General features: G+C 63.0%; 20 protein-coding genes. 6 read left to right on the top strand and 14 right to left on the bottom strand.

Annotated features, from left to right (window positions below):
• Nucleotides 1-725 precede the first annotated feature (725 nt).
• The 3 genes from AvAM_RS04405 to AvAM_RS04395 all read left to right on the top strand — a co-directional run bounded on the left by AvAM_RS04405 (nt 726) and on the right by AvAM_RS04395 (nt 7,612).
• The gene (locus AvAM_RS04405) at nt 726-4,787 is read left to right on the top strand and encodes an NACHT domain-containing NTPase (RefSeq protein ID WP_137745939.1); all 4,062 of its coding nucleotides are present in this window, start codon (nt 726-728) and stop codon (nt 4,785-4,787) included.
• A 729-nt stretch (nt 4,788-5,516) separates the two neighbouring features.
• Nucleotides 5,517-6,458, top strand: coding sequence for an RNA polymerase sigma factor RpoH (rpoH, locus tag AvAM_RS04400; protein WP_137745938.1), 942 nt, complete (start codon nt 5,517-5,519; stop codon nt 6,456-6,458).
• 116 nt (nt 6,459-6,574) lie between these two features.
• A complete protein-coding gene (locus AvAM_RS04395; protein WP_137745937.1) occupies nt 6,575-7,612 on the top strand; it encodes a tripartite tricarboxylate transporter substrate binding protein in 1,038 nt (345 codons plus the stop codon).
• Nucleotides 7,613-7,745: 133 nt separating this feature from the next.
• Here the strand turns inward: AvAM_RS04395 and AvAM_RS04390 are convergent, their stop codons facing one another.
• The 5 genes from AvAM_RS04390 to AvAM_RS04370 are packed head-to-tail and all read right to left on the bottom strand — an operon-like array spanning nt 7,746 to nt 11,937.
• Nucleotides 7,746-8,360 carry an SCO family protein gene (locus AvAM_RS04390; RefSeq protein WP_171012133.1) on the bottom strand — a complete coding sequence of 205 codons (615 nt, stop codon included), beginning with the start codon at nt 8,358-8,360 and terminating at the stop codon, nt 7,746-7,748.
• 5 nt (nt 8,361-8,365) lie between these two features.
• Nucleotides 8,366-9,268 carry a heme o synthase gene (gene cyoE / locus AvAM_RS04385; protein ID WP_137745936.1) on the bottom strand — a complete coding sequence of 301 codons (903 nt, stop codon included), beginning with the start codon at nt 9,266-9,268 and terminating at the stop codon, nt 8,366-8,368.
• Nucleotides 9,265-10,449 (bottom strand): heme A synthase, encoded by a 1,185-nt coding sequence (locus AvAM_RS04380; protein WP_137745935.1) that lies wholly within the window; start codon nt 10,447-10,449, stop codon nt 9,265-9,267. The genes cyoE and AvAM_RS04380 overlap by 4 nt, the downstream gene beginning before the upstream one ends.
• Nucleotides 10,446-11,189, bottom strand: coding sequence for a hypothetical protein (locus AvAM_RS04375; protein WP_137745934.1), 744 nt, complete (start codon nt 11,187-11,189; stop codon nt 10,446-10,448). The genes AvAM_RS04380 and AvAM_RS04375 overlap by 4 nt, the downstream gene beginning before the upstream one ends.
• Nucleotides 11,131-11,937: an SURF1 family protein gene (locus tag AvAM_RS04370; protein ID WP_137745933.1), complete on the bottom strand. Its 807-nt coding sequence runs from the start codon at nt 11,935-11,937 to the stop codon at nt 11,131-11,133. The genes AvAM_RS04375 and AvAM_RS04370 overlap by 59 nt, the downstream gene beginning before the upstream one ends.
• 15 nt (nt 11,938-11,952) lie before the next feature.
• Here AvAM_RS04370 and AvAM_RS04365 point away from each other — a divergent pair, with 15 nt between their 5' ends.
• Nucleotides 11,953-12,174, top strand: coding sequence for a twin transmembrane helix small protein (locus AvAM_RS04365; RefSeq protein WP_137745932.1), 222 nt, complete (start codon nt 11,953-11,955; stop codon nt 12,172-12,174).
• A gap of 114 nt (nt 12,175-12,288) precedes the next feature.
• Here the strand turns inward: AvAM_RS04365 and AvAM_RS04360 are convergent, their stop codons facing one another.
• The 8 genes from AvAM_RS04360 to AvAM_RS04330 form a co-directional block, all read right to left on the bottom strand.
• The gene (locus AvAM_RS04360; RefSeq protein ID WP_137745931.1) at nt 12,289-13,170 is read right to left on the bottom strand and encodes a cytochrome c oxidase subunit 3; all 882 of its coding nucleotides are present in this window, start codon (nt 13,168-13,170) and stop codon (nt 12,289-12,291) included.
• A 64-nt stretch (nt 13,171-13,234) separates the two neighbouring features.
• Nucleotides 13,235-13,459 carry a DUF2970 domain-containing protein gene (locus tag AvAM_RS04355; RefSeq protein ID WP_137745930.1) on the bottom strand — a complete coding sequence of 75 codons (225 nt, stop codon included), beginning with the start codon at nt 13,457-13,459 and terminating at the stop codon, nt 13,235-13,237.
• Nucleotides 13,456-14,097 carry a cytochrome c oxidase assembly protein gene (locus AvAM_RS04350; RefSeq protein ID WP_137745929.1) on the bottom strand — a complete coding sequence of 214 codons (642 nt, stop codon included), beginning with the start codon at nt 14,095-14,097 and terminating at the stop codon, nt 13,456-13,458. The genes AvAM_RS04355 and AvAM_RS04350 overlap by 4 nt, the downstream gene beginning before the upstream one ends.
• Nucleotides 14,098-14,115: 18 nt before the next feature.
• Nucleotides 14,116-14,226, bottom strand: a complete 111-nt coding sequence (locus AvAM_RS25785) for a cytochrome oxidase small assembly protein (protein WP_212742253.1) — start codon at nt 14,224-14,226, stop codon at nt 14,116-14,118.
• Between the two features lie 11 nt (nt 14,227-14,237).
• Nucleotides 14,238-15,869, bottom strand: coding sequence for a cytochrome c oxidase subunit I (gene ctaD, locus AvAM_RS04345; RefSeq protein ID WP_137745928.1), 1,632 nt, complete (start codon nt 15,867-15,869; stop codon nt 14,238-14,240).
• Between the two features lie 30 nt (nt 15,870-15,899).
• Nucleotides 15,900-17,069 (bottom strand): cytochrome c oxidase subunit II, encoded by a 1,170-nt coding sequence (gene coxB, locus AvAM_RS04340; RefSeq protein WP_137745927.1) that lies wholly within the window; start codon nt 17,067-17,069, stop codon nt 15,900-15,902.
• Between the two features lie 59 nt (nt 17,070-17,128).
• Nucleotides 17,129-17,605 (bottom strand): DUF2244 domain-containing protein, encoded by a 477-nt coding sequence (locus AvAM_RS04335; protein WP_137745926.1) that lies wholly within the window; start codon nt 17,603-17,605, stop codon nt 17,129-17,131.
• 151 nt (nt 17,606-17,756) lie between these two features.
• Entirely contained in the window at nt 17,757-18,659 is a 903-nt protein-coding gene (locus tag AvAM_RS04330) for a biotin synthase (protein WP_137745925.1), read from the bottom strand.
• 34 nt (nt 18,660-18,693) lie between these two features.
• Between AvAM_RS04330 and AvAM_RS04325 the strand changes: the two genes are divergently transcribed.
• Together AvAM_RS04325 and AvAM_RS04320 are read left to right on the top strand one after the other, a co-directional pair.
• Entirely contained in the window at nt 18,694-19,425 is a 732-nt protein-coding gene (locus AvAM_RS04325) for a ComF family protein (RefSeq protein WP_137745924.1), read from the top strand.
• A 131-nt stretch (nt 19,426-19,556) separates the two neighbouring features.
• Nucleotides 19,557-20,084, top strand: coding sequence for a tRNA (cytidine(34)-2'-O)-methyltransferase (locus AvAM_RS04320; protein WP_137745923.1), 528 nt, complete (start codon nt 19,557-19,559; stop codon nt 20,082-20,084).
• A gap of 6 nt (nt 20,085-20,090) precedes the next feature.
• Here AvAM_RS04320 and AvAM_RS04315 read toward each other — a convergent pair whose 3' ends face one another.
• The gene (locus AvAM_RS04315) at nt 20,091-21,023 is read right to left on the bottom strand and encodes a LysR family transcriptional regulator (RefSeq protein WP_137745922.1); all 933 of its coding nucleotides are present in this window, start codon (nt 21,021-21,023) and stop codon (nt 20,091-20,093) included.
• Nucleotides 21,024-21,056: the final 33 nt, after the last annotated feature.

Genomic DNA, 21,056 nt, shown 5'->3' with positions numbered 1-21,056 from the left:
CGCAGGAGGGGGCCTCGCCTGACGGCTCGGGAATACCAACTACCAGTTCAAAAAAAGGAGGTGCTACCGAACCATCCAACCTATAGTTATCCACAGCTGGCTTCTAATGGAACCAGCTTCAGCCCCTGGTCAATGTTCGACTGGCACTGCTGATCACGATTGCACTGGCGCTAACAGGCGTCCAACGTGAGGCACCCAGCGTCTAGTCAGCAGCGATAGCGGAATTGCCCGTACTCATCGCCGAACGTCGGGTCACCAGTGCTATTCGGACGCTCATTCCCTGCTCCTGGAGAAGTTGCATAAAGCAAATCGCCTTCGCATGGGACATGACAAGGCCGGTGTCGCACCTCTGTTCTTGAGGGTTAGCCATGCAGCTTCGCGGCGGAACTCGTCAGTATCTTTTTCGTGCATCATCTGCTTCGAGCATGCAAGCCCTCGCGAGTCATTAAACTCAGCCTCCAGTCTCACTTGCGTCGCGCGGTGGTTCTGCTAGCTCTCCCCGCCAGCTCACGTCGAACCGGCATGACGACCTCTCATCTCAAGCATTTGAAACTCATCCTCGAAGGCCCTTGGAAACCTGCGGCACGTCCAGGCATTCTGGCTGCTGACTCTGAGTGTGCGAGCGTGCAATGAGGCAGCGGTCAGCCATCCCTAATCGACCTCTATTTCGTAAGCAGCGGTCTACAAAACTCAGCAGTCTCGAAAAACGTGTCTCAGGTGTTGATGTGCCCTGCGGCGACAGCGTCGAATCCGTCGAAACGGCCTATTTCCGGCGCAAGTTGCGCATCCTCGACGAGCCTTCGGAACGCGAGATCCTAGACTCGAACCTGTTGGGCCTCGAACGATCCGTAGTCGTTCTCGGTGAGCCAGGCATGGGTAAAAGCGAGCTCATTGGCGAGCTTGGTCGAGCTAGCGGCGTAGTGCCAGTGTCGGCTCCAAGGTTCATGCTGAGCAAAAATCCGGGGAGCTATGTGACTCCAGGTCACCCGTTGCTCATCGATGGCTTAGACGAAGCGATTGCGCGTGACGAGAAGGATGCGTTAGACCGGGTTCTCGCCCAGCTTGAAGATGCTGGCTGCCCGAGGTTCGTCCTTTCGTGTCGCTCTCGGGAGTGGCAATCACGCTCTCTCCGTAGCCTCAAAGAGATCTACGGGGTCGAGCCACTTGTGGTCTCGATCGAGGAGTTCACGCGCGAGGAGGCCAGCGCGTTCTGGTCGTCTCGGGGTTTCACGAGCTCCGTCGACCCCGTCTTGGATGGGTTGGACGAGCAAGGCCTCTCAGATCTCTACCGAAATCCGTTGACCCTGAGCCTTCTCGGCCGCGTCGCTGACAGCGGGAAATCGCTACCTGCCACCCGAGCAGATCTCTTCGGACATGTCTGCGAACTAATTTGGCGTGAGGAGAACGATGCTCGCCAAAACACGCAGTTGGCGCAGATCAATCAAGAACAGGCGCTGTCGTCGGCTGGCGCGTGCATGGCAGCCATGATCTTCGGCGGCGTCGATGCCATCAGGCTGGGCGGGATTGCCGAACGGCAAGAAGGCGAGGTGTGGATCGGCGACTTGGAGGATTTGCCCGGCGGCGCCCACGCGCGCTCCGTGGTCGCTTCCAAACTTTTCAAGAATGTCGGGGTTGGGCGCGCCGCCCCCATTCACCGCGTCATCGCAGAATTTCTGGGCGCTCGTTGGCTTGCCGCTCAGGCGACGACCAGCATCAGCAGGCGTCGGCTTCTCGCCCAATTTCACGGCGGTGGCGCGGTTCCATCGAGCTTGCGAGGTCTGCATGCCTGGCTCGCGTTCCACAGTCCCCACCTCGCGGCGCGCATCATCGCCGCCGACCCTTTCGGCTTGCTCCGCTACGGAGAGACTGCCCTTCTCGATGCAGCTCAGGCGGCAACTCTGCTCGACGCCCTAGAGCGCTTGGCGCGCGCGGACCCTTATTTTCGCGCGCAAGACTGGGATGCCCGCTCGGCGAAAGGGCTTGCCCAGCCTTCTCTCGCTTTTCCGATAGATGCGATCCTGGCCGACGCGGGATCGAACTTCCACCTTCGGACTTTGCTGCTGGAGGCTATCAAGGACACGCCGCTTGTCCCGTCCCTTTCATCGATCCTCGAGAAACTCGTCTTCGATAACGCGCGCCATTATGGCGAACGCGAGGAGGCCTTGGAAGCGGTGTTTGGAAGCCGCAGCCGACAGTTCTGGCCAATTGCCGCACAAACGCTGGTGGACCAAGCCAGCGAAGACTCCGCCCAGCTGGCGGGCCGGCTCATCGCGATGCTCCGCTACGACGTCGCCGACGATCTACTCGTGTCGACGCTGCTGGCGCAAATTGGTCTGCAAGTGTCGCAGTTCCCTCGAGCGAGCGAACGTCAACCCATCAAGTTCCGTCAGTTCAAAACGCTCGTTTCTCAGCTAACCCCGTCTCGCTCGAAGACGCTGCTCCGCGACATCTCTTCGCGTGTTCCGCCGCGAGTGATCGCGGACCACGACTCCCTGCGCTACCTCTCCGAAATCCTCGCGCTGCTGCTCTTGCGAGCCCTGCGAGGCGGATCTATCGAACTCAAGGACGCGCCATCCGTTTGGATTTGGCTCGGTCAGATCAACGAGCAGTCCTCTGCCGACAAGGACACCCTGAAGCAAATCCGTGAAGCGTTCGACGGGCGCGAAGAGTTGCGGCGCAGAATCCAGAGATATGGGATATGGACCGCCCACAAATCGAAAACGCTGTGGCAAGCAGAGTACCGTTTGCAAATGCGAGCCATTGGCCTTGCCGGCAATTTGGAGGACATCGCCTTCTTCTTGCGAGATGTGGCTGCGAAGCGATCGCGCTCGCGGCGCGCGAGATCCGATTGGCGCGACCTTGTCTCGCTAGGCGTCAGGATCGGAAAGGACAACGGGAAAGTGCTGGCGGCAGCTCGAGTCTTCCCCGCATTCGGGCTCAAAGAACGCGCGACCGTCCGTCGCGCCACGCATCCGTCAAAGCCTCAGTGGAAGATTCGTCAGGAGGTGGAAAATGCAGCCCGGCAAGCGCGCGTCGAGGCGGATCATCAACAAGCGATCGCCCAGTTCACAGCGATCGTTCCGAAGATCAAGGCGGGAGACCTTGACGCGACGTTAGATCCCGCGAAGTTTTACCTGGGAGTTCAGATTACCGCGCGGACTCAGGAAACGATGCCGCCAGATGAGCGGTTAGTCGCAGTTTTCAACGAGCAACTCGCGGAAGAGTTCTTCGTCGGCTTCGAGGCAACACTGCACAAGTCTGATCTGCCCACCATGCAGCAGATCGCGCACAGCCATGTGCAAGGCATGATTTGGAATGTCGCCTACCCGCTTGTTGCCGCCTTGCTCCGAAGACATCGCAGCGGCCAAGGGTTCTCGGGAGTGTCCACCGACACGCTGAAGAAGGCGCTTCTCATCTGTATGCAGCAACGCGGACTTTCAAGAGACGACGACAACGGCCATCTGCGCGTTGCGCTCGAAGAGGCCGCCGCTCCGCAACTCGCTGACAAGCGCGTCCTGCTGCGCTCTTGGATTGAGCCGTATTTCAATGCCCTCCTCTCGCCGCATCATGAGCTCATGGTGATCGAGCACATGCCATTGTGGAACGACGCCATGGCATCGGTCGCACGCGAATGGCTTCTCGGTTACCCGGAGATGCTGGTGGATGCCGAAATGGACCTTGTGGACGCGCTGATTCGCGCGGAGGGGGCAAACGCGATCATCGAAGTTGCCAAGGCTCGCGATGGGGGCATCTACCGGGACGACGATCACGCTCTTGCATGGCTGGCGATCGACATCACGTATCGGTTTGAAGAAGTCCGTCCCGAGTTGGCGAACGTCGGCCGCGACCATCCTCGGTTCCTGTGGCATTTGCGCGACCGACTGCAGACGAAGCGGCAAGGCCCCCCCGTAGAGGCCGACCTCGAGGTCTACGCTTGGATCGTCTCCGAGTTCCGGAGCGTATTTCCCCACACCACCATCTCCGGTCTCAGCAGTGGCGACAAGAACGCGTTCGACGCGACGGACTTCCTTGTTGGCCTGGCCTCCGCAATCGCGGGCAGCACGTCGGATCAAGCCGCCCAGCTCATGGCCAAGCTCGTAGCGATGCCGAGCGACACCTACTCCGATGTGTTCCGGCACTTGGCCGCCGAGCAGTCACAGAAGCGAGCAGAGGAGAGCTTCGCGCCACTCCCGCCAGCCGAGCTCTCAGCGATTTTGACCTCGGGCGCGCCATCCAACATCGACGACCTGCGGTCAGTGGTCGGGGAGGAGCTGGCCGAGGCGCAGAAGGTCTTGTTGGGCGACGACCTAGACCAAGTTCGAGATTTCTGGAACGATCAGAACATCCCTCGCGACGAGAACCGCTGTCGCGACCGTCTTGCGGCTCTCGTCCAAGGCCCGCTATTCGAGTCCTATGGCGTCAGTCGCATGACCGAGGCGGACATGCCCCAATCGAAACGGGCCGACCTCGCCTTCGCGCGCGGCCCCAAGCAGCTTCCAATGGAGGTTAAGGGCCAATGGCATCCCGACGTTTGGGATGCGGTCAATTCGCAATTGGCGTCGCAATACCTGATCGATTGGCGCTCGGAGGGCCGTGGAATTTATTGCGTCCTGTGGTTCGGCGACGTGCCCTCCGCCACGGGCCGGCGGCTGAAACCGCCCCCCTCTGGTGTCGCGCCTCCTTTGTCCCCCGAGCAGATGCGTGATGCGATCATTGCTCTCATCCCGGAGGCGCGCCGGCCCTTTATCGACGTGTTCGTCCTTGATCTGTCGTCGGGTAAGAAGTGAATCGCGCGAGGATCCGCTGCGGCTACGGCCGATCACTTCGAGCGCAAGTCGTCGATCGCGAGCCGCCGCTCGGTCCGCCATGGTCGAGCGGCCGCGGACGAAGGCGTGTCAGTCGCTCGAGCTTACGTTCTCCGAACGACCAGTGATTGCCATAGCTGCCGTTCAGTCCCTCGATCTTGAGTGACTGGGTCCAGCCTAAACCTGCCCGTTCGCGACGCATGCACTGGCACTCCTTTGCCGCGCGAACCGGCAATCCTTGGAAAGGGGAGGGGCGCCGCTGCTCCCAATGCTTAGGCCCACATCGATAGGGGGCGAAATTTTCACAAACTTCTTCCTACTAATGCAGTAGAAAAAGTAAGCAACCGCTTACCAACAAGGTACTTTCAACTGCTGGCTAAGCCGCGTTGCGACGCAACCAACGCACGATCCGATTCTCAAAGGGGTGGGGCAAATTTCCTGCAATCCGCTTACAAGGCGGACACGGAAGATTGATGAAACGGCATCAAAAGAGAATTTCCCATTACAAATCAAATAGTTACGATATTTTTAGGCATTCAAAAAATACAAAACTCAATGAGAAAAATACAAAACTCGAGTGGAATCGACACCCGAGATGGATGCTCCGGCGATGGTAGACGGGCCGCTTTGTCTACCCGCTGGGGAACTATGGATTTAGCACTCAATCACATGGAGTGCTAATATCTTGGCTTAGAGGAAAGGATTCCTGGAATGAACATTCAGTCTGGAACCGCGACGATGACCCTGGCTCCCGCCAACCCCTGGGCGCTGGTGCCCGCGCTGGGCAACCTTGACGCCTATATCTCGGCCGTCAATCGCCTGCCGCTGCTCACACACGATGAAGAGCAGACCTATGCGCGCCAACTCAAGGACAACAACGATGTGGATGCCGCCGGTCGGTTGGTGATGTCGCATCTGCGCCTGGTGGTCTCGATTTCGCGCCAGTACCTCGGCTATGGGTTGCCCCATGGCGACCTGATTCAGGAAGGCAATGTGGGCCTGATGAAGGCCGTCAAGCGCTTTGACCCGGACCAGGGTGTGCGCCTGGTGAGCTACGCCATGCACTGGATCAAGGCCGAGATCCATGAATACATCCTGAAAAACTGGCGTATGGTGAAGGTGGCCACCACCAAGGCCCAGCGCAAGCTGTTCTTCAACCTGCGCTCGATGAAGCAGGGCTTCAAGGCCGATGCGGCCGCTGCCGATGCAGCCACGCACCGCGACACGCTGTCCGACCGCGAGATCGACTCGGTGGCTGCGCAGTTGAATGTGAAGCGCGAGGAAGTCATCGAGATGGAAACCCGCATGTCGGGTGGTGATGTGCTGCTGGACCCAGCCCCCTCGGACGACGGTGAGCAGGCGTTTGGCCCGATTGCCTACCTGGCCGATGGTTCGCACGAGCCCACGGCCATGATCGAGTCGCGCCAGCGTGATGCGCTGGCCACCGATGGCATTGCCACGGCCCTGGCCAGCCTGGACGATCGCAGTCGCCGCATCGTGGAAGAGCGCTGGCTCAAGGTCAACGACGACGGCACGGGTGGCATGACGCTGCACGAGCTGGCAGCGGTGTACGGCGTGAGCGCTGAGCGCATCCGCCAGATCGAAGTGGCCGCGATGAAGAAGATGAAAAAGGCGCTGGCCGAGTACGCCTGAGCCTGCGGGCGGCGGGGTTAATATCCCCGGCTGCAGAAGTTGCCTCACGGGGCCCCAGTTCTGGGGCCCCGTGTCGTTTTGGCCCCTGAATATTCTTGTTGAGGAGACCCGTTCCCATGTTGTCGTCACGCCCTGTTGTTTCCCGCCGTGCGTCCACGCTGCTGATTGCGCTGGCAGCCGCCTCCCCTTGGGCTCTGGCCCAGAACAGCACAAAGCCTGGCGCCGCCGCTGCGGCTGCGCCCCTGGCATGGCCCACCAAGCCGCTGAAGATCATCGTGGGCTTTCCGGCCGGGTCTTCGCCCGACCTCACGGCGCGCACGTTCTCCGAGCCGCTGTCCAAGGTCCTGGGCCAGCCGGTGATTGTGGAAAACAAGGTGGGCGCAGGCGGCAACATTGCGGCCGATGCCGTGGCCAAGGCGCGCGATGACCACACCATCGGCTTGATGATCAACGGCAACATGACGATTGCCAAGCTGCTGAACCCGGCCGTGCCGTACGACCCGATCAAGGACCTGGCCCCGCTGAGCCTCATTGGCACGTCGCCCCTGATCCTGACGGCGCCCGTGAGCCAGCCCGGCGTGCCCGCCAACAGCAGCGCCCGCGACTTCTTTGTGGCGGCCCGCAATGGAGGCGACAAGTGGAGCTATGGAACACCTGGCGTGGGCACGGTGGGCCACATCGGCACCGAGCTGCTCAAGTCGCGCAGCAACATCAACCCGGTGCATGTGCCCTACCCGGGCTACCCGCAGGTGGCCACCGCCATGCTGGGCGGGCAGTTGCAGATGGCCCTGCTGCCCCCCGCCCTGGCGCAGGCCCAGGTGCGTGCGGGCAAGCTGCGTGCCATTGGTGTGACGTCTTCCGGGCGCAGCCCGCTGGCGCCTGATGTGCCCAGCCTGGCCGAAGCGGGTATCAGCAACTTCAATCTGGAAATCTGGAACGCGTTTGCAGCGCCTTCGACCCTGCCCAAGCCCATCCAGGCCAAGCTGGCTGCGCTGATCAGCGAGATTGCCCGCAGCGAAGAGGTGCGCGGCAAGCTGTTCCAGCAGGGCTGGCAGACGGTCGGTTCGTCGCCCGAAGGGCTGGCCAACCGCGTCAAGGCCGACACGAACTTGCTGGGCGGCGTGATCGCGATGCGCGGCATCAAGGCCGAGTAAACCAGCGCGGAGCAACGGCCGCGCGCCTTAGCGGCAAGACAGCATCAACCCGGGTCTGGCCAACGTGCTTGCCCGGGTTTTTTGTAGCAGGTGCTGTCAAACCAGCAGGCGGGATGGCGGGCCCGCAGAAATCTCAGCCCGCTTCGGCCAGCAGGGTCTTGATGTCAGCCGCCAGGGCCTGGGCGCCGCTGCCGTAACGGTTGTACACACGCAGGCGCCCGGCGGGGTCATACACATAGCTGCCCGCCGAATGGTCCATGGTGTAGCTGGTGGGCGTCTTGCCATCGACCTTCTTGTAGTAGATCTTGAAGTCCTTGGCGACGGCCGCGAGCTGTTCAGGCGTGCCGCGCAGGGCCAGAAAGCTGGGGTCGAAGTTGGCCATGTAGGCCTTGAGCACCTCGGGGGTGTCGCGGTCCGGGTCCACCGTCACGAAGATGCCTTGCAGGCGATCACCGTCCTTGCCCAGGATCTGCTTGACCTCTGCCAGCTCCTGCATCGACGTCGGGCACACGTCAGGGCACTGCGTGAAGCCGAAGAACACCACCACCACCTTGCCCGCAAAGTCCTGGATGTGGCGTGCCTGGCCGTTGTGGTCAGTCAGCGGGAGGTCGCGGGCGTAGTCGGCCCCCGTGATGTCCACGCCGCGAAACTCGGCCTTCTTTTTCTCAGAACAAGCACCAAAAAGGCCCGCTGCGCCTATGGATAAAGCGCTGATAGCTATCGTTTTGAGAGTATTTCGTTTGAGCATGGAATTCACAGCACGTAGTGGTCCACCAGCAGGGCGGCAAACAGCACGCTCAGGTGAATCAGGGAAAAACGGAAGGTCTTGCGCGCCAGCGCGTCGGAGTAGGTGCGCCACAGGGCAAAGCCGTAGCCACAAAAGCCCGCCGACAGCAGCACAGCCGCTACCAAATAGATCCACGAACTCATGCCGTACACAAACGGCATGAGGCAGCCCGCAAACAGGATCAGGGTGTAGAGGAACACCTGCAGCCGGGTGAACTCGTTGCCATGGGTGACCGGCAGCATGGGAAGGCCGGACTTGCGGTAGTCCTCCACGCGGTACAGCGCCAGCGCCCAGAAATGCGGGGGTGTCCACAGGAAGATGATGAGGAAGAGGATCAGCGCCTCGGGGCCCACATCCCCCGTCATGGCAGCCCAGCCCAGCACCGGGGGCATGGCGCCGGATGCGCCGCCGATCACGATGTTCTGTGGCGTGAGGGGTTTCAGGATCACGGTGTAGACCACCGCATAGCCGACAAAGGTGGCAAAGGTGAGCCACATGGTCAGCGGATTGACCCAGAAGTACAGCAGGGCCGAGCCCGCTGCGCACAACACGGCCGAGAACAGCAGGGTCTGCGCGTTGGACAGCTCGCCCTTGGCCGTGGGGCGCCAGGCGGTGCGCTTCATCTTGGCGTCGATGCCCTGCTCCACGATGCAGTTGAAGGCGGCGGCAGCGCCAGCCACCAGCCACACTCCGGCGCTGGCCAGCACCATATGGCCCAGCTGCGCGGCGGTGGGCAGGCCGGGCACGGCCAGCACCATGCCGATCAGGGCACAGAAAACAATGAGCTGCACCACGCGGGGCTTGGTCAGCGCATAGAACTGCTGCATGCGCGACGGCAAGGCAACAACGTGGGGGGGGGCGACACTCATGCGGACACTCTCGATGCGCCAGGCGACGCGGAAAACTCTCGGGAAACAGGCACGGCTGCGCGGCTGGACACCAGGGCCCAGGTCAGCACCACGACCAAGGCCGCTGCGCCACCGGTGTGCAACACGGCCGCCACCAGCGGCCAGTCCAGGATCACGTTGGACAGGCCCGTGGCCAGTTGCAGCACCGACAGGCCCGCCAGCCATCGCGTTTGCGCGCGCAGCGCGCCACTGCGGTGCAGGCGCCAGGCCAGCCATGCAAGCGCCGCCAGCACCACATAGGCCATGAGGCGGTGCACGTAGTGGATGGCGGTGAGGCCCGCAAAACTGATGTGGCTGCCGTCCTGCAGCATGCCCAGCTTGCGCCAGATCTGGAAGCCCTGGGCAAAGTCCATGGCGGGCCACCAGCTGCCCTGGCAGGTGGGGAAGGTGGTACAGGCGAGCACGGCGTAGTTGGTGCTGACCCAGCCGCCCAGCACCACCTGCAGCGCCAGCAGCAACCCCGTCCAGGCCAGCCCCTGGCGGAGCGCGGGCGAAATCTGGGTGGGCAAGCGACCTTGCGCCGCATGCGTGTGGCGTACGGCCTGCACACAGAGCAGCGCCAACAGCACCAGCCCACCAATAAGGTGCAGCGTGACAATGGCGGGAAAGAGCTTCATCGTCACGGTAAGCGCGCCGAAGGCCCCCTGCAGGCATACCCACACCAAGGTGACCGTGGGCCACCAGGGGCTGAGCGGCGGCGCCTCGGCCCTGCCCTGCCGGGCGCGCCGCTGCTGCACCCAGGAGGACACCGTGAGCACGATGATCAGCACGCCCACGCCGGTAGCCAGATAGCGGTGGATCATCTCGACCCAGGCCTTGCCATGGGTGACGGGGCCGGTGGGCATGGCCTCTTGCGCTGCCGCAATTTCTGCGCGCGCACCCACCGGGCTGGCGCTGCCATAGCAGCCTGGCCAATCAGGGCAGCCCAGGCCAGAATCGGTGAGGCGCGTGAAGGCACCAAACAGCACCAGGTCAAAGGTCAGGAACAAGGTCAGCACCGTGAGCGCCTGCAGGCGCCGCAGAGGCGTGCTGCGGCGGTTGCGCACCCAGACCCAGGCCAGGGGCCCCAAAGCAATCACCAGGCCCAGGAGCATCAGCTCCAGCATGGGGGCCAGGTCGTACAGCGGCTGGGTATCGCTCATGGCTTGCCCGGCCGGCCAGCGTCGTCCCACGACGAGGATGCGCGCAGCAAGCGCTCCAGGTCACGTTTGGCCTTGGCGGCCCCGCTGGCATCCATGTCAGCAGGAAAGCGCATCATCCAGTTGCCCATGGGGTCCACCACATACAGGTGCTCGGCCTGCTGGTGGCCCGGAGCAGGCGCGAGCCAGGCGCTGAGCGCGGCACCGTCCACCCGCAGCACCGTGGCCTTTTGCAGGGCGGGCGCCAGCGTATCGGGCACGGCGGCACTGTCATTGACCAGCCAGACCCAGTCCAGGCGGTCCTTTTCCTTGCCCAGGCTTTCGCGCAGCTGCCGCTGCAGGTACAGGTGTTTCTGGCACTGCGCGTCGCAAGCGCCCCCCGCCACACTCACCAACAGCCACTGCCCTTTGAGCGAGTCGAGGGGAAGCGACGCGCCATCTGGTGTGGTGGCGGTGAGCGCGGGCAGGGTGCGCTGGGGGTCGATCAGCTCCCCATAGTTGCGCCTGCCTTCAGGGCGGACGACGTAGTACGTGAAATACGAGGCGATCACGGGTGCGGCGCAAATCGCCAGCACCCCAAGCATCTTCCAGCGGCCATGGCGCGTGCGTTGCGCGCTGGCCACGGCGTCCCCGGCCTCGGGCAGGGTGTGCACAGTCAGCCCAAGCGGGTGCTCGGCACGGACCTCAGGGGGCAGGCTGGCTGCGCGGGCGAATGAACCGTCGGACGATTTGGAACCAGACATAAAGAAGTGCCATCAGGCCGCAGAGCCCGAACCATTGAAATGCGTAACCGTAGTGTTTATCGACGCCTGCGCCCACCACGGGCCAGTCGCGCTGCAGGCCGTCGCCCGCACCACCTGCCTCGCCCGTCTGCACCACAGTGAGCGGGGCGAGCGCCAGGCCGGTTTCGGTGCGAAACGCGGCCAAGTCGAGATTTTGCCGGATGCGGGAAGACCCCTGAGCGCCATGGCCGCCAGTGCTGGTGTCGCCGCTGCCAAACTCATACAGGCGCGAAGGTGCTGCGGCCACGCGCCCTGCCACCCGCACCACCTGATCCTGCGGCGTCGGCACCTGGGGCAATTGCGTGCGATCCTGGAAATTGCGTGGCACCCAGCCACGCTGCACCAGCACCACACCCGCTGGTCCGCCGGTCAGTTGCAATGGTGTGAGCACAAAAAAACCGGGACGGCCATTCATCTGGCGGTTGTCGAGGTACACGGTGTGTTCGGGCAACCAGCGGCCCTCCAGCACCACGACACGGTGCACCAGGGTCGCGGCCTCAGAGGTTCCGCCGGGCGGCAGTGACAGCAGCGCACGGCCATCCATGGCGGGCATGCGGCCACGCGCATCCAGCATGGCTTGCAAGGCTTCTTTCTGCGCTGCACGCGACAGCTGCCAGCGCCCCAGCGACGCAGTAACCAACATGCCCACCACGGCGGCCAGCGTGATGAGCCAAAAGCGCATGCCCAGGGGACGGCGGAAAGTGGTCACGGGATAATGTGCTCCATGAAATACCTCGTAGTGCTGGCGTTCATCGCCATTTTGGCCAGCCTGGCCTCGGCCTTGTTCTTCATGATGCGCAATGGCCAGGGTGACAAGCGCAAGGGCAAGCACATGGCCAAGGCACTGGCGGTGCGGGTGGGGCTGTCCATTGTGCTGTTCGTGTGTATCCTCGTGGCCTGGCAACTGGGTTATATCCAGCCTACGGGCCTGCCCGCGACGCGCTGACCGGGGCAGCCTTCCACCGGACTGCTATCGCTGCCGCAAAAGGCTTGACCTGAGCTTGGTGCCCCCAACAAAAAAAGCGCCTCGCGGCGCTTTTTTTGTAGTTGCCGTGGGTGTTTACATCCAGTACACCAGCACGTACAGACCCAGCCACACCACGTCCACAAAGTGCCAGTACCAGGCGGCACCTTCGAAGCCGAAATGCTTGTCGGCGGTGAAGTGGCCCTTTTGGAGGCGCAGCGTGATCACCAGCAGCATCAGCATGCCCAAGAACACGTGGAAGCCGTGGAAGCCAGTCAGCATGAAGAAGGTGGAGCCGAACACGCCCGAGTTGAGCTTGAGGTTCAGGTCGGTGTACAGGTGGTAGTACTCATAGCCTTGCACCAGCAGGAAGACGAAACCCAGCAGCACCGTGGCCCACATGAAGCCAATGGTCTTGCCACGCTGGTTTTCGCGCAGCGCATGGTGGGCAATCGTCAGAGTGACACCCGAGGTGAGCAGCAGCGCAGTGTTGATGGTGGGAAGCCAGAAGGGGCCCACGGTCTGGAAGGGCTCAACGATGCCCGCCGGTGACGCCGTGGCGCCTGCAGCAATGCTGGGCCACACGGCCTTGAAGTCGGGCCAGAGCAGCGCGTTGTCCAGGCTGCCCAGCGCGGGCACAGAGTGGGAGCGTGCCCACCACAGGGCCGTGAAGAATGCACCGAAGAACATCACTTCAGAGAAGATGAACCAGCTCATGCTCCAGCGGTAAGAGAGGTCGATCTTGTGGCCATACAGGCCACCTTCACTTTCGCGGACCGCGTCCCCGAACCACTGGTACAGCGTGAACAGCCACCACACCAGGCCCAAGGCCAGGGAATACTTGCCCCAGTCATGGCCGTTGATCCACTGGCCTGCGCCGAGGATCACAAAGAACAGGCCAGCAGCCGCCATTACCGGGTGGCGCGACTCGGCAGGCACATAGTAGTACGGGGTTCCGCCGTGGGTTGATGCACTCATTTCAGCTCCTGAATCTCAAATCTTTGTTTTCAGTCTTGTTGTTGATACGGGTCCAACGACCCGTTCACACTACCCAATTCACCAAGGCAATCAGCCCCATCACCAGCAAAAAAACCGCCACCAGCCCCACCACGATGATGTGCAGGGGGTTGAGTTTCTCGACATCCTGCTGGTACTCGCTGCCTTTGCGCAAACCAATCAGCGACCAAGCCACTGCGCGCACTGTGCGCAGCAGGGAGCCTTTGCGTTCGTGCGGCTTCACCACGGAGGGGTCGAGGGGAGCATTCATGAGCCAACCCCTGTCGCCAACACACTGGGGGAGGACGGCACAGTGCCACCCACCGCAGCGGTGGATTCTGGCGCGGCAGGCGTCTTGCCACCCACCTCGAAGAACGTATAGGACAGCGTGATGGTGGTCACGTCCTTGGACAGACGCGGATCAATCACGAAGGCCACGGGCCATTCCTTCTTTTCGCCGGGCTCCAGCACATACTGGTTGAAGCAGAAACACTCCAACTTGTTGAAGTGGGCTGCCGCCTGCCGCGGGGCATAACTCGGAATGGCCTGCGCAGCCATGCGGCGGTTCTGCACGTTCTGGAACTCGTACATCACTGTGGTCAGCTCGCCAGGGTGCACCTGCACCGAGCGCTGAGCGGGCTTGAAATCCCATGGGCCACGCGCGTTGGCGTCGAACTCGACGGTGATGGTGCGGCTCTTGTCCACCTGCGTGTTGGCCGGCAGCTTCACATCCTTGCCCGCGACGCCGTTGCCCGGCACCTGGCGCTCGGAGAGCGACAGGATGTTGATGCCCGTCATCTCGCAGATGTGCTTATAGACCGGGATCAGCACGTAGCCAAAGGCAAACATGCCGGCCGCAATCACGACCAGCTTGCCGACCATCTTGGCGTTTTCGCGGCGCAGGCTCATGGCAGGGGTGTGCTCAGCTCAACGGGAGAGGAAAAACACCTTGGCCATGAACCCGACAAAAAACACCACTGCAATCGACGCCAGGATCAGCGCCATTCGCAGGTTGCTTTTCTTCTGCTCGGGTGTCATGGGCATGGTCCTCAGCCGATCACGCGGGTGGCTGTGGCGTCCAGCTTGGGCGGGTTTTCAAAGGTGTGGAAAGGCGCAGGGGATGGGACTTCCCATTCCAGGCCCTCGGCACCGTCCCAAGGCTTGGCAGCAGCTTTTTCACCCTTGCCACGCATGGCGGGCACGATGACAGCCAGGAAGAAGTACACCTGCATCAGGCCGAAACCAAAGGCACCCACCGAGGCAATCGCGTTGAAATCAGCGAACTGCATGGGGTAATCGGCGTAGCGACGGGGCATGCCAGCCAGGCCCAGGAAGTGCATGGGGAAGAAGGTGATGTTGAAGGTGATCAGCGAGCCCCAGAAGTGAATCTGGCCACGCGTTTCGGAATACATCACACCCGTCCACTTGGGCAGCCAGTAGTACACGCCGGCAAACATGGAGAACAGCGAACCGGCCACCAGCACGTAGTGGAAGTGGGCCACCACGTAGTAGGTGTCTTGCAGCTGGATGTCGATGGGCGCCATGGCCAGGATCAGGCCGGTGAAGCCACCCATCGTGAACACGAAGATGAAGCCCACGGCGAACAGCATGGGGGTCTCGAACGTCATGGAGCCGCGCCACATCGTGGCGATCCAGTTGAAGATCTTCACGGCCGTGGGCACGGAGATCAGCATGGTGGCGTACATGAAGAACAGCTGGCCCGTCACAGGCATGCCGGTCGTGAACATATGGTGCGCCCACACGATGAACGACAGGATGGCAATGGACGACGTGGCATACACCATGGAGGCATAACCGAACAGCTTCTTGCGGGCGAAGGCAGGCACGATCTGGCTGATGATGCCGAAGGCCGGCAAGATCATGATGTACACCTCGGGGTGACCGAAGAACCAGAAAATGTGTTGGTACATCACCGGGTCACCACCACCGGCGGGGTTGAAGAAGCTGGTACCGAAGTGGCGGTCCGTCAGCGTCATGGTGATGGCACCAGCCAGCACGGGCATCACGGCGATCAGCAGGTAGGCGGTGATGAGCCAGGTCCAGGCGAACATGGGCATCTTCATCAGCGTCATGCCAGGGGCGCGCATGTTCAGGATGGTCACGATGATGTTGATCGAGCCCATGATGGACGAAGCGCCCAGGATGTGCATCGCGAAGATGCCGGCATCCATGGAGGGACCCATCTGCAGCGTCAGCGGTGCGTACAGCGTCCAGCCTGCGGCGGGGGCACCGCCAGGCATGAAGAACGAGGTCACCAACATGAGCGCCGCAGGAATCATCAGCCAGAAGCTGAAGTTGTTCATGCGGGCAAAGGCCATGTCGGATGCGCCGATCTGCAGCGGGATCATCCAGTTCGCAAAGCCCACAAAGGCCGGCATGATGGCGCCGAACACCATGATCAGGCCGTGCATGGTGGTGAGCTGGTTGAACAGCTCAGGGTTCACCAGCTGCAGGCCGGGCTGAAACAGCTCGGCGCGGATCAGCAGCGCCAAGATGCCGCCCACCATCAGCATGGTGAACGAGAACAGCAGGTACAGCGTACCGATGTCCTTGTGGTTGGTGGCGTACACCCAGCGGCGCCAGCCGGTGGGGCCATGGTGGCCGTGGTCGTCGTGTGCGTGGTCGCCCGCGTGACCGTGGTTGTCCAGAACTGCGCTCATGTTGGATTCCTCAATACGTTGGGGCGGTGATTACTTGCCACGCTGGGCCACAATTTCGGCAGGCTGCACCAGCTGGCCGGTCTTGTTGGACCAGGAGTTCTTGGTGTAGGTGACCACGGCGGCAATGTCGGTGTCGCTCAGCTGCGCCCATGAGGGCATGGCGCCATTGGCTGCGCCCTTGAGCAGGATCTGGATCTGCTTGGCATGGTCGGCGTCCAGCACCACGGCCGAGGCGTCCAGGGGCTTGATGGGGCCAGCGCCCTTGCCATTGGCTTGGTGGCAGGCAGCGCAATTGGCGGCGTAGACCTTCTCGCCACGCTTCAGGATGTCGTCCAGCGCCCAAACCTTGGTCGGGTCGTCCAGCTTGGCGGCAGCCTTCTTCTTCTGGTCGGCGACCCAGGCGGTGTAGTCCTCTGCAGACACGACCTTCACGTGGATGGGCATGTAGGCGTGTTCCTTGCCGCACAGCTCGGCGCACTGGCCGTAGTAGTCACCGATCTTCTCGGCGCGGAACCAGGTGTCGCGCACAAAGCCGGGGATCGCATCCTGCTTGATACCGAAGGCAGGCACCATAAAGGCGTGGATCACGTCATTGGCGGTGGTGATGATGCGGATCTTCTTGCCCACAGGCACGACCATCGGGTTGTCCACCTTGAGCAAGTAGTCGGCGGGTGCGTCGGCGACCTTGCCACTGTCAGACATCACGCGGTGGCTGCTGTCCAGCGTAGAGATAAACGCCAGGCCTTCACCCTCGCCGGTGATGTAGTCGTAGCCCCACTTCCACTGGTAGCCCGTGGTCTTGATCGTGAGGTCGGCATTGGTGGTGTCCTTCTGCGCCACCAGAACCTTGGTGGCAGGCAGGGCCATCAGGATCACGATGATGAAGGGGATGATGGTCCAGACCACTTCGACGGTGACGGACTCATGGAAATTGGCCGACTTGGCGCCCTTGGAGCGGCGGTGTTTCCAAATCGAATAGAACATCACGGAGAACACTGCAACAAAGATCACCGTACAGATGATCAGCATCATCCAGTGCAGAAAATGCTGCTCTTCAGCAATTTTGGTCACCGGGGGATGCAGGTTCAGCTGGTTGACTGCGGGACCGCCAGGCAGGTCCTGGACGGCATGGGCTGCGGAGCCCACCCATGCACCGGCAATCAGCAGCAGAGAAGCCAGCTTGTTGGAAATGCTCTTCATAGTTCTCACTTACTTCTAAGCCTCAATTTAACCAATCCCTTGCGCGTGCCTGCGTGGGGTCAGGCGGCGCGCAAAGCCATGCGGATCTCCGATGCCAGGGCCGGTCGAAGTTCGGGGCGCACGAAGCGCCCCACTTCAACGGACCGACCCTGCGCAGACAGCATGATGAGCGAACGATCTCCGGTCTTGGGTTCTACACGAACCCGGCTCCGGTCAAACTCTGCGCGCTCCAGCCGGCCTGCCGTCTCCCGTTCCACCACAAGGCGTGAGCCTTGCAGTGAAATCCTCTCGCCATCCGCCGCATGGCGACCGTACATGGCGAATGCAATTCCTACAGCCAAGATTTCGAGCCACGCAAAGGGCATCACCAGGTAAGCGCCGAGCATCCAGAAGCACGTTGCAATCCCCAGCGACACCAGGCACAAGGACAGATACATCCATCCCAACTGTGCCGGCGTGACCGAACAATTTCGGGCCAAACGCCAGTCAATGCGCTGGCCCGAGACCGTGGCAAAACGAAAAACCAAGCCCGTCACAGGTCGTGCCCACAAGACTGCTGGCGCACCCGGTGTGGCGCCTCAGGCACCACAGGCGCAGCCCGCAAATTTGCGCGGGAAGATGCCCGAAATCTCAATAACCCTGAATTGTAGCGTGCCTTGTTCCAAGTCATTGACACGGAGTTACAGGTTAGTTTTCTTTGCCGCCCTTGCGCAACATCAAACGCATATCCTGCAGCGAAACCGTGCTGCTGGAGTCCATGCGCACCCGTGGCGCGGGCTTGAAAGCGTGGCCATAAATGATTTCAAAAGTCAGTGCCAGCTGGCCTCCCTGCTGCGGATCGGCCAGTCGCTCAGCCAGCGCCGCATAGAGCTTCTCGCGCCAGCGCTTTCCGCGCAATGAGGGAAAGCGATCAGGGTGCAGGTTGCACCCCAGCTCGCGCAGCTCCCGAACCAACCGTTCGGGGGTGGCGAAGGTGAGCGTGATGCGCTCCATGTCCATCACCGGCTCGGCAAAACCGGCGTGCACCAGCATGTCGCCCCAATCGTGCATGTCGGTGAAAGCGTGGCCCGCCGGGGGCCAGCCCAGGGCTGCATAGACCCCGTGCAGCTCCCGCAGCGTGTCGGGCCCCAGGCACGAGAACATCAAGTAACCGTCTACCGCCAGGGCGCGGTGCCATTGCGCAATCAGGGCCTCGGGGTCTGCGGCGGTGTGCAGCGCCATGTTGGCCCAGAGCATCTGCACGCTGGCGTCGGTGGGCAGGCCCCACTGGGGGCTGGTGGCGCCCCAGCGGGCGAGGCTCCACCAGGGCTTGGCCAGCGCCTGGCGCGCCACAGGTTCGCAGTGCGCAGCCGATTCGTACACCTGGCAACGCGCCTCGGGATAGCGGGCACTCACCAGCGCATGGGCCTGCAGCCCGCCACGCAAGGCATCCCAATGGCACCAGGACGCCGGAGCCTGGCGAATCCACTGCAAACGGTCCTCCATGCGGCGGGCAACTTCTTCATGGAGCCACGGGGACAGGGCGGGTGCAGCAGCCTGCCAGCGGGCAGCGGCAACGGGATCAATGGTGGGGGGGCGCTCGGAGGACATGGCAGTTCACAGGGACGCGCGAGTATATTGATTCATGCTTTTTGAAGGATTGCCAGGGTTTTCACGCCACCTGCGGGGACTGGCGGGCCTGCTGGGCCGTGTGCCCAGCCAGTGCGCGGCGTGCCATGCCTGGCCATCGCAGCGCATCTGCAATGCCTGCGTGGCCCGGTTTGCCCAACCCGCCAACCGCTGCCAGCGCTGCGCACTGCGGGTGCCTGCGGGCGTGGCAGTGTGCGGAGCCTGCCTGCAGCACCCGCCCGCGTTTGATGCCTGCCTGGCCGCCGTGGACTACGCCTATCCCTGGGCCACCGCGCTGGCAGACTTCAAGTTCCGCGCAGACCCGGGCTGGGCGGGCGCGCTGGCCACCCTGCTGCGCAGCACGCCCTGGGTGGAGCCCACCCTGGAGGCCGCCGACCGGGTGCTGCCCGTGCCGCTGTCGGACGAACGCCTGCGCGAGCGCGGCTTCAACCAGTCGGCCTTGCTGGCCCGCCACCTGGTGGGCCCCAAGGCCGACGCACGCAGCCTGCTGCGCCTGCATGCCAGCGAAGCCCAGAGCAGCCTGCCCCGCGCCCAGCGGCTACGCAACCTGCGGGGCGCGTTTGCGGTGGAGCCCACCCGCGCCGCAGCCCTGCGCGGGCAGCGGGTGGTGCTGCTGGACGATGTGATGACCACGGGCGCCACCGCGCAGGCCGCCACGCTGGCCCTGCGCGAAGCCGGTGTGGCGCAGGTGACCGTGGTGGTGCTGGCCCGCACTGCACTGGAGTGACAGGCTGCCGCCCCAGTGCCAACGTCCGCCGCAACGCCCACCCTCACGTTCACCCCAGCGCCCGCCAGGCGGGATACTTTTGATTACGAGCGGTTGCTCAACTCACATCCGGGGCGAAGACAATAGCGGGCATGTTCTACATCGTCCTCGTCGAACCCGAAATCCCACCCAACACAGGCAACATCATCCGCCTGGCGGCCAACACGGGTTGCACGCTGCACCTGATCGAGCCGCTGGGGTTCTCGATGGAGGACCGGTTGATGCGCCGCGCGGGGCTGGACTACCACGAGTACACGCGGGTACTGCGCCACAGCGGCTGGACCGCTTTTTTGCGGGACGCACAGCCCGACGCCACGCGCATGTTTGCCATGACCACACACGGCTCGCAGCCGGTGTTTTCCACCTGCTTCCTGCCGGGGGACTGGCTGGTGTTTGGCGCCGAGACCCGGGGGCTGCCCGCCGAGTTGCGTGAGAGTTTCCCGCCCGCCCAGCGCCTGCGCCTGCCCATGGTGGCGGGTCAGCGCAGCCTCAACCTGTCGAACGCGGTGGCGGTGACGGTGTTCGAGGCCTGGCGCCAAAACAGCTTTGCGATGCCCGACGGCCAGATCACTGTGGAGCCCGAGGGCACCATCATCAGCGGCTTTGCGCAGCTCAGCTGAAAGGGGCTATCCCCGCTTCTCCGCCATCGCCAGCGGCACCTGCTCGGTCAGGAAATCCAGAAACACCCGTGTGCGCGCTGGCAGCATGCGGCCCGAGGGCAGCGCCGCATAGATCGTGTAGCGCGAAAAAATCCAGTCCGGCAGGATGTGCACCAGCTCGCCCCGCGCCAGGTGGTCCTCGGCCAGCAGGCGCGAGGTGACGGTCACCCCCGCGCCATCCACGGCAGCGCGCATGAGCAGCTCGGTGCTCATGGACTGCAGCACCGCAGGTGTTTCCACCTCCTCATCGGGCACATCGGGCCGCAGCGACTGCAGGCGCAGCTTGCGGCCCGGCCCCATCTGCGCGCGCACCGGCGCGCTGGAGTCGCGCAGGAAGTCGTGTTGCGCAAGATCCTGCGGCTCGCGCGGAACACCCCGGCGCTTCAGGTAGTCGGGCGACGCCACCACGATGGCCTCGCCCTGCACCAGCGGGCGCGCCACGATGTTGGCGTCAAAGTCTTCGCCCACCACCATGATGGTCACGTCGAACTCATCCACACGGCTGGAGGCATAGGCGTCCATGCTGATGTCGAGCATCAGCTTGGGGTAGTGCGCATGCCACAGCGCCACCATGGGCGCGAGGAAATTGGTGGCCAGCACGGGCGCAGCCACGATGCGAATGGTGCCGCGCAGGTCGCGCGTGCTGGCGGCAGCGGCGGCCTCGGCGTCGTCGATCTCGTGCAGGATGGCGCGCACCCGCTGCAGATAAGCCTCGCCCGCGTCGGTGAGCGAGAGCTTGCGCGTCGTGCGCTGCAGCAGGCGCGTGCCCAGGTGCTGCTCCAGCTCGGCCACCATGCGGGTGACCACGGGGGGCGACATGTCCATGGCGCGGGCGGCGGCGGCAAAGCCGCCCTCTTCCACCACGCGCTCGAAAATTTTCATGGCTTGCAGGCGGTCCATGGTTCAAACATCCTGCCTAAAAACACGAGCGCC

Origin of the sequence: Acidovorax sp. NB1, assembly GCF_005405905.1 — a bacterium.
In the GTDB taxonomy this organism is placed as follows: domain Bacteria; phylum Pseudomonadota; class Gammaproteobacteria; order Burkholderiales; family Burkholderiaceae_C; genus Acidovorax.
The sequence above is the reverse complement of the archived record's forward strand: the minus strand, read 5'-3'. Positions and strand labels throughout refer to the sequence as shown.